The sequence below is a fragment of the Nitrincola schmidtii genome, assembly GCF_008973715.1.
Taxonomy (GTDB): domain Bacteria; phylum Pseudomonadota; class Gammaproteobacteria; order Pseudomonadales; family Balneatricaceae; genus Nitrincola; species Nitrincola schmidtii.
The window spans coordinates 1-15,862 of the sequence record NZ_WBOL01000003.1 but is presented as its reverse complement, the minus strand read 5'-3'; the positions used below and the strand labels follow the sequence as shown (position 1 = coordinate 15,862).

The 15,862-nt window shown below is 41.3% G+C and carries 14 protein-coding genes; 6 read left to right on the top strand and 8 right to left on the bottom strand.

The annotated features are described in order from the left end of the window. Positions 1–66: 66 nt before the first annotated feature. Entirely contained in the window at positions 67–462 is a 396-nt protein-coding gene (locus F7R24_RS03400) for an ectoine synthase (RefSeq protein WP_151669849.1), read from the bottom strand. 218 nt (positions 463–680) lie between these two features. On the opposite strand from F7R24_RS03400, the gene F7R24_RS03395 reads away from it, so the two are divergent. After that, positions 681–1,745 carry a zinc-binding metallopeptidase family protein gene (locus tag F7R24_RS03395; RefSeq protein WP_151669848.1) on the top strand — a complete coding sequence of 355 codons (1,065 nt, stop codon included), beginning with the start codon at positions 681–683 and terminating at the stop codon, positions 1,743–1,745. A 38-nt stretch (positions 1,746–1,783) separates the two neighbouring features. Here the strand turns inward: F7R24_RS03395 and F7R24_RS03390 are convergent, their stop codons facing one another. The 5 genes from F7R24_RS03390 to F7R24_RS03370 form a co-directional block, all read right to left on the bottom strand. Further along, positions 1,784–2,569: a DUF2189 domain-containing protein gene (locus F7R24_RS03390; RefSeq protein WP_151669847.1), complete on the bottom strand. Its 786-nt coding sequence runs from the start codon at positions 2,567–2,569 to the stop codon at positions 1,784–1,786. Between the two features lie 201 nt (positions 2,570–2,770). After that, the gene (locus tag F7R24_RS03385; protein ID WP_151669846.1) at positions 2,771–4,072 is read right to left on the bottom strand and encodes a GGDEF domain-containing protein; all 1,302 of its coding nucleotides are present in this window, start codon (positions 4,070–4,072) and stop codon (positions 2,771–2,773) included. A gap of 20 nt (positions 4,073–4,092) precedes the next feature. Continuing rightward, positions 4,093–5,436: a substrate-binding periplasmic protein gene (locus tag F7R24_RS03380; protein WP_151669845.1), complete on the bottom strand. Its 1,344-nt coding sequence runs from the start codon at positions 5,434–5,436 to the stop codon at positions 4,093–4,095. Positions 5,437–5,605: 169 nt separating this feature from the next. Further along, positions 5,606–7,432 carry an ATP-binding protein gene (locus tag F7R24_RS03375; RefSeq protein ID WP_151669844.1) on the bottom strand — a complete coding sequence of 609 codons (1,827 nt, stop codon included), beginning with the start codon at positions 7,430–7,432 and terminating at the stop codon, positions 5,606–5,608. Between the two features lie 27 nt (positions 7,433–7,459). Continuing rightward, positions 7,460–7,972, bottom strand: coding sequence for a putative pterin-binding protein (locus tag F7R24_RS03370; protein WP_151669843.1), 513 nt, complete (start codon positions 7,970–7,972; stop codon positions 7,460–7,462). A 143-nt stretch (positions 7,973–8,115) separates the two neighbouring features. Between F7R24_RS03370 and rlmF the strand changes: the two genes are divergently transcribed. Together rlmF and F7R24_RS03360 are read left to right on the top strand one after the other, a co-directional pair. Beyond that, positions 8,116–9,114 carry a 23S rRNA (adenine(1618)-N(6))-methyltransferase RlmF gene (rlmF, locus tag F7R24_RS03365; protein WP_151669842.1) on the top strand — a complete coding sequence of 333 codons (999 nt, stop codon included), beginning with the start codon at positions 8,116–8,118 and terminating at the stop codon, positions 9,112–9,114. Between the two features lie 130 nt (positions 9,115–9,244). After that, positions 9,245–12,451 carry an EAL domain-containing protein gene (locus tag F7R24_RS03360; RefSeq protein WP_168926766.1) on the top strand — a complete coding sequence of 1,069 codons (3,207 nt, stop codon included), beginning with the start codon at positions 9,245–9,247 and terminating at the stop codon, positions 12,449–12,451. 297 nt (positions 12,452–12,748) lie between these two features. Here the strand turns inward: F7R24_RS03360 and F7R24_RS03355 are convergent, their stop codons facing one another. Further along, a complete protein-coding gene (locus tag F7R24_RS03355) occupies positions 12,749–13,654 on the bottom strand; it encodes a BLUF domain-containing protein (RefSeq protein WP_151669840.1) in 906 nt (301 codons plus the stop codon). A gap of 413 nt (positions 13,655–14,067) precedes the next feature. On the opposite strand from F7R24_RS03355, the gene F7R24_RS03350 reads away from it, so the two are divergent. Further along, positions 14,068–14,880 carry a squalene/phytoene synthase family protein gene (locus tag F7R24_RS03350; RefSeq protein WP_151669839.1) on the top strand — a complete coding sequence of 271 codons (813 nt, stop codon included), beginning with the start codon at positions 14,068–14,070 and terminating at the stop codon, positions 14,878–14,880. A gap of 83 nt (positions 14,881–14,963) precedes the next feature. Here the strand turns inward: F7R24_RS03350 and F7R24_RS03345 are convergent, their stop codons facing one another. Continuing rightward, positions 14,964–15,203, bottom strand: coding sequence for a GGDEF domain-containing protein (locus F7R24_RS03345; protein ID WP_276613233.1), 240 nt, complete (start codon positions 15,201–15,203; stop codon positions 14,964–14,966). Between the two features lie 104 nt (positions 15,204–15,307). Here F7R24_RS03345 and umuD point away from each other — a divergent pair, with 104 nt between their 5' ends. Together umuD and F7R24_RS03335 are read left to right on the top strand one after the other, a co-directional pair. After that, positions 15,308–15,742: a translesion error-prone DNA polymerase V autoproteolytic subunit gene (gene umuD, locus F7R24_RS03340; RefSeq protein WP_151669837.1), complete on the top strand. Its 435-nt coding sequence runs from the start codon at positions 15,308–15,310 to the stop codon at positions 15,740–15,742. Between the two features lie 3 nt (positions 15,743–15,745). Further along, on the top strand, positions 15,746–15,862 hold a 117-nt coding region (locus F7R24_RS03335; protein ID WP_206057469.1), incomplete at its 3' end, for a Y-family DNA polymerase.

The following is a 15,862-nucleotide window of genomic DNA, read 5'->3' as shown; positions in this document are numbered from 1 at the left end:
CCCCAATAGCGAACATGATTGCTCAATATTGGGGCTTGATGTCACTACACAGCTATAACTCAGGCATTAATCTTCGCTGGTGTCAGGCAAATAAGCGCCATCTTCATCATGAACTTCTCGACCTGTGACGGGTGGGTTGAACGCACAAATCAAGCGCATATCTTCAGTACCACCGCGAAGGGTATGCTGATCATGTTTATCTAGCGCGTAAAGGGTACCATCGCTGATTTGATGTGTTTCACCGGTTGCTTTGTCATAAATAGTGCCATTACCGGCCACACAGTAAACCGCTTCGAGATGATGTTTGTACCAAAGGTTGAGCTCAGCGCCTGCTGGAATGATGGTTTCATGGAAAGAAAAACCCATGCCATCTTTTTTAAGCAACATTCGACGACTCGTCCATCCTGGGCCATGCACTTCGCGCTCAGTACCGATAATATCTTGCACTCTTACAATCTTCATTCATTTACCTCAGTTGTTAACAAAACCGTTATAAATACATAAATCATATTTAGAAATGGTTAGTGATAAGGGTAACATTGCAGAGTTGTTGATTAAAGGTGCAGTAAGAACGTGATTAGAAGTGTTAAGTGATGTCACGTGGGTTGTACTCTTGAGGGACTAGCGGATAATGGTTGTATTATTTTTAGCCGAAACACGGCTTGCTAGGAGAGCACCCTATGCGTTTATTTAGCTGCGGTCATTGCGACAATCGACTGTATTTTGAAAATGTCACTTGTGAGCGTTGTGATGCAACCTTGGGTTTTCTGCCAGATAAACGCAAACTCACCTCTCTAAATTTGCTTGAAAACAGTTTATGGCAACCACAAGGACAAAAGTCATTTTATCGAAAATGCGCTAATTACGAACAGCATGACTCCTGTAACTGGATGATACCCAGCAACGATCCCCATGAACTATGTATTGCCTGTCGACTGAATCAAACCATACCTAACCTAAGCGTTGAAGGTCATGTGGATCTTTGGAGAGACCTTGAAACAGAAAAAAGACGCTTAATTTATTCATTGATGAGACTTAACCTTCCGCTTCCTCCTTTAAGTGAAGACCCAACTGGTTTAGGTTTCGATTTTAAAGCTGATAGCCCCCACCCCTTTAGTGAGCGTGACAAGGTATTAACAGGTCATGCCAATGGTTTGATAACGATCAATATCAAAGAAGCTGATCCGGTAGAGCGTGAAAAAATGCGTGGCACACTCGATGAGCCTTATCGCACTCTTCTTGGACACTTTAGACATGAATCGGGGCATTATTACTGGAATAAGTTGATTCAAAATACCGAGTTACTGGGGGAATGCAGAGCACTATTTGGTGACGATACCTTAGATTATGGCAAAGCATTAGAAAACCACTACCAAGAAGGCGCTCCGAATGATTGGCAAGATAATTTCATTAGCTCCTACGCCACTATGCATCCTTGGGAAGACTGGGCAGAAACCTGGGCACATTACCTACATATTATTGACACTTTAGAAACCGCTTGGCAGTTCAACATCGGTATACGCCCGAAAACAGGTGATGATTTTGAAAAAATGGTACGCAATAATTTTGACCCCTACAAAGCCGATTCAATAGAAACGCTGATAGAACAATGGTTACCCTTAACCTTCGCACTGAACAGCTTAAATCGCAGCATGGGGCATGAACATGCCTACCCCTTTGTCATCTCTCAGCCTGTTATCGAAAAGCTTGGATTTGTTCATCGAGTCATACACGCTACTGATTAATCAGCAGTTTGAAATAAAAAGAGTGGGTTGAAAGCAACTCACTCTTTCAAAATACTGCTCGGCCATTGCTCTGCATCAATTGTTTCTCGATATGCATGCCAAGATGCATGACCCAAGACAGGCATAATGACGATAAGTGCGACCCATGCGGTTAAGGCAGCTATCATGATTAAGCAGGAAATCATAACTGCCCATAGCATTAATGGGTATTTGTTCCGCATCACCGCGTTCACACTTGTTACAACCGCCGTGACAGCATCGGCCTGACGGTCAATGAGCATAGGCAAGGAAAACGCACTGACTGCGAACATGACCAAACAAAACAGGGCGCCAACAGACATCCCCGCTATGACAAAAACTGCCATTTGACTAAAACTTGGATCGCTCACTTCAGGAAAAAAAATGTACATAGTGTTGGCCGCACGCGCCCATACAAGCAATACAACCACTAAGATGAAAGCAAAAACTGTAGCAGAACCAATGGCTCTACCAGCATCCCGTATCGATAACCGTAGGGATACTCTCTCACCTCTTTCAAGCCTTAAGCTGATTGCATAAAGGGTTAACGCCAACCAAGGTCCAGCAAAAACGAAGCCACTGACTAAACCAAGGTAAAGACCAATGGTTCCAAATTGCATAGTCACCAAGGTCATCCCCCAACTTAACAACACAGTCAAAGCGCCATACACTAAACTCTGTCGAGGTGCTGCGCGTAAATCATCTACTCCTTTTTGTAACCAACGTAGTGGAGCATCATCGCTTACTTTTCTACAGGGTGCAGCAAATGGAAGTTCGGATACATCTATTTGTTTATTATTATTCACGCTTAATCCCTCTTATACAGCCATGAACCTATTCAAGACATATCATTCTCTTGGAAAGGCTTAATAGAAATGACTTCATTTCTATTAACCGTTACGTCTTAGATGCATTGTTAGGATTTTTTGATGACGCCTTATGACATGAAATATATTCATATAAAAGACACTTGTAGACGTATAGCATTCAATCCAGCAAATAAATCATTAAACGCTTTCAGCTTCAACAGCATTTTCTTTAAGGATAATTTGGTTTCGACCCGCTGATTTCGCCATATACAGGCGTTCGTCAGCCAAGAGTAGCAGTCGGTCTGGCGCTATTTCATTGTCCATTGGGATTTCAGCCGCTATACCTATGCTGAAGGTGATTCGTTCACTACATTGCGAATAGGCATGTGGAAGATTGAGTTTTTTGATATTTTCCTGCAATCGACAGGCAAGTTGATAAGCACCTTGCAGATCAGTATCTGGAAGCACACAAACAAATTCTTCACCACCATAGCGCGCCACTAAATCATCAGGACGCGTTACGGTAGTCAGAAGTAACTTGGCTACCTGTTGCAGACACTCGTCTCCAGCAGCGTGACCATAGTTGTCGTTAAAGGGTTTAAAGAAATCGATATCCATAAAGAGTAATGCTAGAGGCTTCTTATCTTTTCTTGCCTCTTGCCATAACTGATTAATACGGGCATCAAAGTGACGACGATTTGCTAATCCGGTTAACGCATCAATACTTGATAAGGTATGTAATTGATCCCGTTGATCAAGTCCTTTTTGAAAAGCATTTAACAAATTATCCAACCCTTTAACTAAGTGCTCTAACTCATCACCTTTGTTGTATTTAAGGTAAGGTCGCTTCCACCGACCAGGCTCTTCAAGGTTGATGGTTTGAAGTGCCGTGTAAACCCGTAATAAAGGCCTTGTAATCAAGAACGCAAACACCCAAACCATCAACAATACGATGCCTAAGGTTTTCAACAAACTGAGAACGAAAATCAACAAACTCCGCTCACTAAAAGCCTGCCCCAAGGATTGTAACGATAGGGTTAACTCCAAGTCGCCAACGATACGACCCGATGCATTTGCAAGAACACGATATTCTAAAATCTGTCGATAACTCAGGATGTTTCCAAACAAGTAATGATAAAACGCATTATCTAGTTGATCGTCAGTGCCTAGGCTGAACATGACGCGCCCAAAGTCATCCCGTAACGTAACTTTCGAGACAGTATCACTTGAATAAAGTCCCGTTACTACCTGTTCAGCTAGCTCTGGGTTTAATTGAAAAGCTGCTTCTGCTGCAGTCGCTTCGACTAACTTAAGCATTTGCAATGTTTGACTTTGCACTTCGTCGCGCATTTTACGGGCATCAAAGATTAACTCGATAGAACCAGCAATAAGACTCAGAATCAGTCCAGCTAATAAGGTTGCTAATGCTTGTTTGGTTGTCAGACTTCGAAGACGAGAGACTTTATTCGATGAGCTCTCTGAACCATTCCTTTCTATCAAACGTCTATCTCCGAATTGACTTAACGAACATTCTGCATATTCAGCACTGAATCTAAGGTTACTTGTAAAAGCCGCTGAAGATTTTGGTTCATTGCCTTGTTACAGGCAAGATAAAGTTGCGTATCATTAAAGATAAAAAGTTTATCTAAAGCAATATTTTGACTACTTGCAAGATGTTCGGCGGCATCGATACTGGTTAACCACACATCAATCAAGCCAGCTTTTAAACGATCTAAATTTTCTGGATCAGACGATGCTAAGACAAGATCGTAGCCTAAATTTTGTACATACTGTGCTATCGCATCTTCTCGAGAACTCCCCATGCGCAAATGGCTAATCTCATCCAAATGTTTGGCCTGTACATCAGATGTCGCCAACGTAAATGCTCCCCACTGATTGTTTAGCAAAGGCCCAATCCAGACAAACTGCTCTTCTCTTTCCTGCGTCCTAGTGGTGGAGTAGACGCAGGTATTCTCTATCATTTGAGTTTCAGTTAATGCCCGAGCCCAAGGAAGTAGTTGAAACTCTGCTTCAATACCAATCATTCCAAATGCCGTTTTAAGTAACTCCGTGGCAGATCCGACCACCTCACCAGATTGACTAAGATAATTAAATGGCGGATAGTCCTCCGTCAATAATCTAAGTTTGGGGAAATCTTCTTTAGCAGCCATGATTGCATTTTGGAAGCGATGCACAAGTTCAGGATCTGAATCGACGTTAAACGCAAAATAAAGATACGCTTCACTTAACGTAAAAACAGGCTCAAACTCGTCGCGATCATATCCACCTTTATCCATCAACCAGAAAGCGACATCTTCACCATAGGCCCATAGATCAACACGATTGGCATTTAGCATAGTCAATGCGCTGGTATTATTCATGGCAGTATGAATACGGGCTGGATTAACTCCCAGCTCTTGTAATCGCTGAGCACCAATATCTTCATGTATAACAGCAATATTTAGACTGGATTGATTTAGCTCATCAACACTATTGATTTTAATCCCACTGGATTTACGAGCCATTAATACCACTCGGTCGGCAGAGATAGGACCTGCCCATTGAAATAGAGATTCGCGAGTTTCTGTTCGAGTAGTAGAGAAAAGAACCGTGTTAGGGGTATTAAGAGCAGTTTCGTATCCACGCGCCCAAGGCAGCAACTCTATACTGTCACGATCAAGCCGCTTTCCCTCTGAAGCCAATGCTCGTTCCAATAAATCTACCGCAATCCCACTTAACTTAGCGTTCTCAACAAAATTATAAGGAGGGTATTCTTCAGTTATGAATCTAAGTTTATCTAGATCAACCTGCGCATACACGGTATGTGCCTGTATAAGAATAAGTAACAAAAACAAGATACGCATAATCAATCCCTTATTCTGTATATTGATAAAAAACCTGTTAACCTAGACCTATCGATGCTTTTTCATTAACTGTTTAAAAACTACACAAGATTTCACTGATATACAAGCTGTTATGGGCAACAGCTTGTTGCATTGAGAGAGGTTGGTGGATGAATCTGATGCTTAAAACTTAACTGCGCGTAGCTAAATACTGCTCAATTAGATTTGAAAGATCTTTCTTACTGAAAGGTTTACATAAAAAATCATTCATCCCAGCATCAAGACAGGCTTTAAGATCTTCAGGCAGGGCATTCGCCGTCACAGCGATGATAGGGGTTGAGGCAGAGGGATGATCAAGTTGACGAATTTTTTCTGTGGCAGTCACACCATCCATGACAGGCATTTGCATATCCATCAGAATCAAATCAAATAACTGAGTCTCGGCCAACGCCAATCCTTCTGCACCATTATTGGCTATGCTACAGGTATAACCGAGTTTTTTTAACAAACCAACGGCCACCATCTGATTAACTTTATTATCTTCAACCAACAAAATCCGTGGTGCGATTGGCTCTTTATCAGCAGTGACGTCTGTTGAAGTAGAGCTTGGTAGTTCAGATTTGTTTGTTAAAGGCGCATCAATCGATTGAAGGGGTATCTGAAATGAAAAGCAACTGCCCTTACCCTCTTCACTCACAACACTGATGCTACCAGCCATCTGCTCAATGATTTTTTTACTAATGGCCAGACCCAACCCAGTGCCCCCATAACGACGGGTTGTAGAAAGATCTGCTTGAGTAAAAGGGGTAAACAGGGTTTCAAGCACTTGTGGACTGATGCCAATTCCCGTGTCTTCAATTGAGCAAGCTACGAGATCTGGCGCCACTTGGCTAATGGTCAGAGTGACTTTTCCATGATGAGTAAACTTAATTGCGTTACCCAGTAAATTGAGCAGCACCTGACGGAATCGACCCGGATCAGACTGGTAGTGACTCGATAACTTATCATCTAAAACTAATTCTAAACTTATCTGTTTACTCTTAGCGGTGACATCAAATAAAGCTATCACCTCTTGTGCCAAATTAACGAGCGAAAAGGGTACCGAATCTAATGTCAAACGTCCTGCTTCTAACTTAGAAAAATCAAGAATATCGTCAAGAATTGCCAGCAACGAGTTAGCACTGGAATATAAAGTTTTGATCTGCTGCTGCTGCTCTTGTTTTAAGTCACTATCTTGTAACAAGCTCGCCATTCCAAGAATACCATTCATAGGTGTTCTCACTTCATGGCTCATCATGGCTAGGAATTCAGATTTTGCTTGAGATGCTCGCTCAGCTTTGACGACAGCATCTTGTAAATCACTTGCCATGGATTCAGCATGGATGCGTGCCTTGGCTGTTAATCTCATGTGACGAAATAACATAAACATCAATATGCCAGTCGTGAGCATAACCAAAACAATTAACAGTGTTACGTAAAGATATTTGCTTTGCTGATCCTTGCGCTCTTCATTAATACGTAAAGCACTTAAACCTTTCATGTCGACAACAAGACGCTCTGTTAATACAGCAAGTCGATTAGATAACTCGATAATTTTCGGAAGCTCCGCAGAAACAGTCTCGGCCCCTTTCTGGAAGAAATCATCCATCTCGAAAATGAGCTGAATCGATTCATGGTAAACAGGTGCAAGATTACCTATCTCTGATCCGAACAACTCCCCAATGTGACCACGCTGAAGCAACCCAATTCTGCTGTAAAGAATCTCAAATCGTAACTCTAAAGAGTCCCAATTCGCTCTTGAAGGATTGCTTTCGTAACCACTAAGTAAATTACTGAGTTTTAAATTTTCTCGATCCAGTTGATATGCAGCCCAAAGTGCGTCTTCTCGAGCTGCTTCAGTTAACTGCTGATGACGATCATTTAGAGTGAACAATATAAAAAAAATGGCAGACAAAAAAAGGAGAGCACAGGTTAATAGTACTCCCCAAGTTCTGCGAAAGTGCGGCAATGAAGACACGTTAAGAGCCTAGCATGAACTTGCCACTTAATGGATCTCGATCGCTTTTATTTGCCATACAGAACGATTGTAGTAAACCTCTGTTTTCAACGCTGGATCAGCATCAAAGGGGTAAACTAAAAATAATGGCCCTTTATCACGAACACGCAACACTTCCCCATTGAGTTTCATGGCAAGAATAACTCCATGCTCGATGAAATCAGACGCTGGAACCACAGCACTGTAGTCATTTAACGCAATGATTCTTAGATTGTCTGAACTGTTGGCACCAACAGCCTCTAGAATGGCTGAACCTAGCGGCCCTTCAAATTCACTAACCTCATCGTACCAAGGGGTTTCAGTGATAATCTTTGCCTGTGGAAGCGCTTCCAGCATTTCACGATCAAAAACCCATGCATCACCCTGATTAGTGACTGAAATGTTACCTGTCAGTGTCAGTACCGGTTGGCCTTCAGGACTTTGCGCTAATAAGTAGGGACTGATCAACATTGACAAGATGAACGCGGTAGTCAGTGACCAACGTCTTGAGTGGTTATTCATTATGAACCTCTAATATTTCCGAATTTTCTGTTTCGAATTATAGTGTGGATTGACCACAAGGTAAAATGCTATTTTGAAAAAATGGCGCACTCTTGTTAGCAAAATCCTTTAAGATAATATCTTTTATAAAGAAATATTTCTCAATGACCAGATCAGTTTTACCGACAGCATCAGGAGTCTCACGATTACACCCGCGTAATCCACATCAAGGGCGTTACGACTTGCATGCACTGACAGTCAGTTATCCTGCGCTGACTCAGTTTCTTCGCAACACCCCAAACGGTGATGTAACCATCGATTTCGCAGATAACCAAGCCGTCCTCTGTTTAAATGCAGCACTTTTAGCACATTATTATCAGATTAAATACTGGCAGATTCCGCCTGGCTACCTTTGCCCGCCTATTCCTGGTCGAGTTGACTATATTCACCATGCAGCAGACTTACTGGCAGAGTCCAATCAACAGATCATTCCTCAAGGACGACGCGTTAAAGTTCTGGATATTGGTTGTGGCGCAAATTGTATCTATCCCATCATTGGTTCGCGTGTTTTCGGTTGGCAATTCGTGGGTACCGATGTAGATAAGATCGCCGTAAACTCTGCCCAGATGATTGTTCAATCCAATCCTTCGATTAGCAAACTTATTAAAATCCGTTTAACCTCATCAGTTGATGATATTTTTACCAATACTATTCAACCTTCAGATAGGTTTAGCCTAACCCTATGCAACCCTCCTTTTCATGCATCCCAGCAAGAAGCAGAATCCGGGAGTCAGCGAAAGTGGCGAAATTTAAATAAACAACCTAAAAATACACAAAAACCTCATCTAAATTTTGGCGGCCAAGCAGCTGAACTCTGGTGTGAAGGTGGTGAGTCAGCATTCTTAATACGCATGATTCAACAAAGCGTTGCGTTCAAATCACAGATATGTTGGTTTACCAGCCTTGTTTCTAAAGAGAAAAATTTACCTCTATTGAAAAAGCAGTTGCAACGTGAAGGTGCAGTTCAAGTCAAGGTTGTTTCTATGTCTCAAGGACAGAAAACCAGCAGATTATTGGCGTGGAGCTTTATGGATAAGATCGCGCAAGCAGAGTGGGCGAAAAACCAAGTGCAACATAACATCACTAGCAGTTTCCAGAATTAATACTTAATTAAGTTGACTGAACCTCTATCCTTAATGCTATATCAGTCATGGTGCATTTTGAACAAAGAGTGCTAATCTATGGGTGTAAACTCAGCACCAATCAAACGCACAATTAACCTTGGGGTTTAGAGTGTTTAAAATTTTCCCATGGAATAAAAATCTAGAAATAGGCATTGGCGAAATAGACAAACAGCACCGAATGCTGCTGGCTATTCTCAATCGTTTAGCCAATGAAGCTACCTTGGCCCCCAACCAAGAATCTATTAAAAAACAATGTGAAGAACTTGCGGAACTAGCACAACGTCACTTCGAAACAGAAGAAGCCATCTGGACACGTTACTTAAATAATGAAGAGATTCAACAGGAGCGCATGCATGCGCACCAAACTTTTATAAAAAAAGTTTCTTTATTAATTAAGCAATTAGATAAGCAAGATGCAAAGCATGTTGCTAAGCATGCCCTCGAATATTTAGCGGAGTGGCTCATATTACACATTGTTGATGCTGATCGTTACATGGCGCATGTCATGCAGTCAAAAATAGCAGGGTTATCTGACCAAGCGGCTCTTGCACTAGCAAACGAGAAAATCAGAAGCCATGAGAACCAAACTTTATTAAGACTTATTAGTGACTTGTATGTCAAAAATGCGTTTAGTCGAATTCAAAATATTCATGAAATTGATGAGCAGCAAAGAACTAATACGGCACTAAAGCGCCAACAGTCTTACCGAGAGTTTATTCTACAGCTAGCAGTATCGCTCATCAACCTTCCCACTGAAAACATTGACGCTGTCATTGAACATGCACTTGCTCAAATGTCAGTGCTTCTGAACACGGACCGTGCCCATGTCTTTGAGTATGATTTCGTCAATCAAACCTTAAGCAATACACATGAATGGTGTGCTGAAGGTGTGGAGCCAATGATTGAAAAGTCACAACAATTGCCACTGTCATTATCGACTAATATGTTACCGGAACATCTTAGCGGGCAAGTTGGCATTATTCCTTCAGTATTCGATCTGCCCAAGGGGCCTTTTCGTGACCTCTTGGAATTTCAAGATATCAAAAGCCTAATCACCATGCCACTCATGATCAGCGGCCAATGTACCGGGTTTGTTGGCTTTGACTCCACAAAAAAATTACGGTCATTTGATCAGGAAGAGCAAGGTATCTTAGCTCTCTTCACCAGTCTGGTATCAAATATTAAACAACGCAAAGTGATGGAGGAACACTTAGCTCGCAAAACGGATGAACTTGCCGAATCTCATAAACGACTGGTTAATATTCTTGATGGTACAGATGCTGTTGTATACGTTGCTGATATTGAAAATCACGAGGTGTTGTTCGTCAACAAAAAAGGACGAGAACTGGTGGGAGATATCACAGGAAAAACCTGTTGGAGAGCCATTCAAGGTAAGGTGGACGGTCCCTGTAGTTTTTGTACTAATCCGCAGTTAATCAATCAGGCTGGTGAAGCCAACAGTCCGGTCGTCTGGGAGCACTTTAATGAAAAGACAAATCGTTGGTTTCAACTTCACGACCAAGCTATTCCTTGGGATGATGGTCGACTTGTCAGGTTAGAAATAGCGATTGACATTACCGATAAAAAGTCATTAGAACGGTCACTTCGACAAAGTGAGGAACGTTACCGATCTTTATTTGAACAGTCGCGCGATGCACTGATGATCATCTCTCCTCCCGACTGGACGTTTATTGATGGCAACCGAGCAATGGTTGAACTGTTTGGCGCTGAGAACCTTAAACAACTTCGCCCTCTGACACCTATCGATTTGTCACCCAGCCAGCAACCCTGCGGGCGCTCATCGATGGAGTTATGCTTAGAAAAGTTAAAAGTAGCAATACAAGATGGATCCTGTTTCTTTGAATGGTTACACCAACGCCTAGATGGAAAAATCATTAACTGTGCCGTTTTATTGACTCGTACCCAAACAGATGGACAGATGTTAATTCAAGGAACGGTTCGGGATATCACCGAACAAAAGGTTCAGCAACGACAGCTGGAACGAATTGCACACTACGATATATTGACCTCAATGCCAAATCGAGTGTTACTGTCCGACCGGATGCAAAAGGCTATGGCCAATGCCAGACGAACCGACAAAGTTCTTGCCGTAGCTTACCTCGATATCGATGGATTTAAACTGATCAATGATCGACATGGACACAACTCGGGTGATCGCTTTCTGGTTCAACTGGCAAAACGTTTGCAGCTTGTGCTAAGAGAGACTGATACCCTTGCCAGAATTGGTGGTGATGAATTTGTCATTGTTATGGGGGATTTTCAAAGCCCTGATGCCAGCCTCCCTGTTTTTGATCGTCTGTTAGAAGAAGCCTCTGTTCCTTTCGTTGACGACGATATTACCTTTCAAGTTTCTGCCAGTTTAGGGATCACTTTTTATCCACAAGCAGATGCTATTGATGCTGATCAACTACTACGTCAAGCAGATCAAGCCATGTACCAAGCTAAGCTGGCCGGAAAGAATCGTTATCATCTGTTTGATCTGATTAATGATCAGGCCCAACGTGGTCATCATGCCAATATTGCACGTATTCAAAGAGCTCTTGAAACGGAAGAGTTTGTTCTGTTCTATCAACCAAAAGTAAATATGTTAAGTGGCGAGATACTGGGGGTAGAAGCCTTAATCCGTTGGCAACATCCGAAAAAAGGACTGTTGGGTCCTTGTCAGTTCCTGCCACTGATAGAAGGTCATTCACTTGAAGTCGCTGTCGATAACTGGGTACTTGAGTCCGCATTGATGCAGATGTCAAACTGGAACAAACAAGGCATTAAACTTCCAATTAGCATCAACATTAGCGCCTCACAACTTCAACATCCAGACTTTGTAGCAACACTGAACAATGCATTACAACGCTATCCCAACTGTTCACCGCAGGACTTGCAGCTTGAAATTTTGGAATCAAGTGCCTTAGGTGATCTTGAACTGGTTATTCAGGTAATGAATGAATGTATATCACTGGGCGTTCACTTTGCTTTGGACGATTTTGGAACCGGATACTCTTCACTAACCTATTTAAAACGACTACCAGCGAATACGCTTAAAATTGATAAGAGTTTTGTCAGAGATATGCTAGATGACGATGATGATTATGCGATATTAGAAGGCGTATTAGGTCTGTCACGCGCATTTCGTCGTCTAGCTGTGGCTGAGGGTGTAGAAACAATTGATCAAGGAAAAGCCTTACTGAAACTCGGATGCGAAGTAGCTCAAGGATACTGCATTGCCAAGCCTCAACCTGCTGCAGACATTGTGCTTTGGATAGATCAATGGCGTACACCGGGTGAGTGGAAGGTCTAATTATTATACGACTGAAAGAAAGCACAATTTTGAAAATACACGAGTTAAACAATAACGATGGTTAGTATCGTTAACATTGCAGCTACTAAAGCATAAATTCCAAATTCATAGCTTTTAAAAACGGTGAAGTGGATTTATCTAATTAATAAGAGAGATAAGATTGCCACCCGAGAATAATCTTTTAACGTATAGCAATATTAGAATCTTCCAAATATAGAATCCTTGTGTTCACTAGGCTTCCATTTTTTATAATATGCACCTTCCACCTCGACATACCAAAACTTACCCAGTATGTTGTCAGTCAGATAGCTTCCACTCACCTGATGAAAAACTATTAATTAACTTCACTGCATTTTTTTGATCAAATTGTTCAAAAGAAATATGATTGTCGTTACTGTGAGTAAATGCGACATCATTGATAACCTCTTCTGATTCAAATCTTGCATAACCCATAGCCCAGCGTTCAAACATTCTCGTTTTAATACTGCTCATTAGGATTATATTAATATCTTTATGCCTTTTATCACTACAGATAACCGATAGCCTGTCTTTAATATCAGACATTTCTCCTTCTAGGAACTGTAAAAAATAACCATCATTATAAAATAGAGCTCCAGTAATGCCTTTCTGCGCATTATTTTTACTCGACTTTTCAATTATTGATTCAATATCTGAAATTTCGATTTTACAAGTAGCTTTAGAAGTATATACAAGCATTACATCAGTTGAAATTCCTGAGTTTGTTAATTGCGACATAATGCTTTGAATAGTATATTCATTAATATGTGCTTTAATAGAGTCATAGAATTCAGATTGTTTAATGTTTATTAATGATCTAGAAGCTCGGCTAAGGTGCTTCTTTAATGCATCTATAGAAACAGGCTTCGTTAAGAAAAAATTACAACCCAATAGTTGCGTTTTCAAAACAATATCAACTGATGATTCACCACTAATGGCAATAATGGGTATATCACGGGAAGCTTTTGTTCTTCCAGCACGAACTTCTCTTACGATGTCAATTCCTGAATCGTTTTTTAAAAAAATATCTGTTATAAGTACATCTACTTTTTTATTATTTAATATATCAATCGCGTTATCAAATGTTAATGCACCTAAACAATTACAAACCTCAATATCCTTTACCAGAATCTTAAGTGCCATTTGCATAGTTGATGAGTCATCAACAATTAATATATTTCTCATAAAGTTTACTCATATTGTTCTAGTATTCGGTATTAGAGTAGATAGACTATACTGTCTATTGATATAGTCAATCTAGACATAAGTGTCAATAAGATTTGTTCAATAATGCTAGCCGCAAAGCTGTAGCTCGCACAGTCGTTTAGCAGAGAGTCGACGAGCAGTTGAAGCAACTCTAGGTATAAGTACTTTACGCATGACGAACTCTTGATTGAATGTATGAGTCTAACTAAGGATAGATGTTAATGTATTTCTAAGGGATGACGCGGATATCACATTTTTGTCATGTATAATTCAGTAAACAGTGGATCACATCCCGTTGGTGGTTTATAGGTATGCCAACTGTAGAAAATTAAGTTAAGATTACTAAACAGAATTTGTATAGGTCTGTTCTGTAGGCATGAGGATCAATATTAGTGAAAGTACACAAAGATGCATTACAAATTCTGAAGGAAACGAGTCGAACCTTTTATATTCCCATTACTCGTTTACCCGCTAACCTGCAAGAGGCGGTTGCATCTGCTTATTTATGCATGAGAGCGATCGATGAAATTGAAGATCATCCTCACCTGGACAATCAAACTAAAGCCAAAATATTGCGTGATATCAGTCTAGTACTTCAATCAGGGCATCAAAATATGGCCCAAGAAGAAATGACGATTGTTATTCGCGCTTATGAAGATGTGATACCTGAGGTAAGCTCTCGTTTTGGAGAATGGGCTTTACTCGCGCCATCTAGCATTCGTGGCAGAATCTGGGATTCGACAGCGGCTATGGCAGATAGAATGGCGTATTGGTCTGAAAATAATTGGACGATCAAAACCAAATCTCATTTGGATCAGTATACTTTCAGTGTGGCTGGTGCTGTAGGGATACTCTTGTCTGACTTATGGGCATGGCATGACAATGCGCAAACAAATCGAGATGACGCTATCGGTTTTGGTAGAGGATTACAGGCAATTAATATTCTTCGTAATCATCAAGAAGATAAACTGCGTGGTGTGAGCTTTTTCCCTGAAGGTTGGCAGTTGGAAGATATGTTTGAATATGCCCGTTACAATCTCAGTTTAGGGGACGCTTATACAAATTCTTTACCAAGAGGCCCTGCTCAACAATTTTGTCAAATCCCCTTAACACTGGCTCACGCTACCTTAACAGTATTAAAGTTAGGTAAGCCAAAACTTTCTCGTAATGATGTTATGGCGTTGGTTGCCAAAGTCTGTCAGTGAATTCAAGGCTTCACTTTCTATCCGAAGCAAGCAACTGGGATATAATTTGAACTAGTGCTAAGGATATAGTTAACTGATCGTTCTTATACACATACTTTGTTACGACCCTGTTTTTTAGCACGATACAAAGCTTCGTCGGCATGACTGATAAGATCTTGTAAGGTATTGGTTTCATTTGGGGTTACACAAGCTACGCCAATACTGACAGTAATATGCCCGAACTCGCTATGCGCATGCACAATGTTTTCTGCTTCAATATTGCAGAGTAGAGTTTGGGCCATCTGATAGGCTATTTGAAGCACTATACCCGGGAAAATAACTATGAACTCTTCACTCCATACGAGCTGATTTAGTTTGATAACACTCGAATCCTTTTGATATCTCCCTTATACTGTACATATAACCAGTATTGAATTAGGTGTCTGTTATGAACGTCACTCTGTTAGGGCCGGTTGACGTTGACTCACTCAGTGCAACAGCCGTCCCGTTTTACAGCGAATCCGTTCCCTGTGGTTTTCCCAGCCCTACCGCAGGCTATGAGGATACACGTCTTGATCTAAATGAACTCTGCATTCCCCGCCCTTCTTCCACCTATATGGTTCGCTGTGATGGCGATTCAATGAATGGGATCGGTATTTATGCGGGTGATATTTTGGTGGTGGATCGATCGATTAAGCCAAAACATGGCGACACCGTCGTAGCGGCTGTCGATGGCGCGTTTACTGTCAAAACGCTGGCATTAAAACCGAGAGTGCGATTGTTACCTCAAAATCGTCAGTACGCACCCATTGAGTTCAACGAAGGTTCTGACTTACAGCTATTTGGTGTCGTCACGCACTTAGTCAGAGCGATGCAGAGGTAACGCATGCCGATCTATGCTTTATGTGACATGAACTCTTTTTATGTCAGTGCTGAATTGTTGTTCCGTCCTGACTTGGTCGATAAGCCTTGTATCGTGTTATCCAATAATGATGGCTGTGCA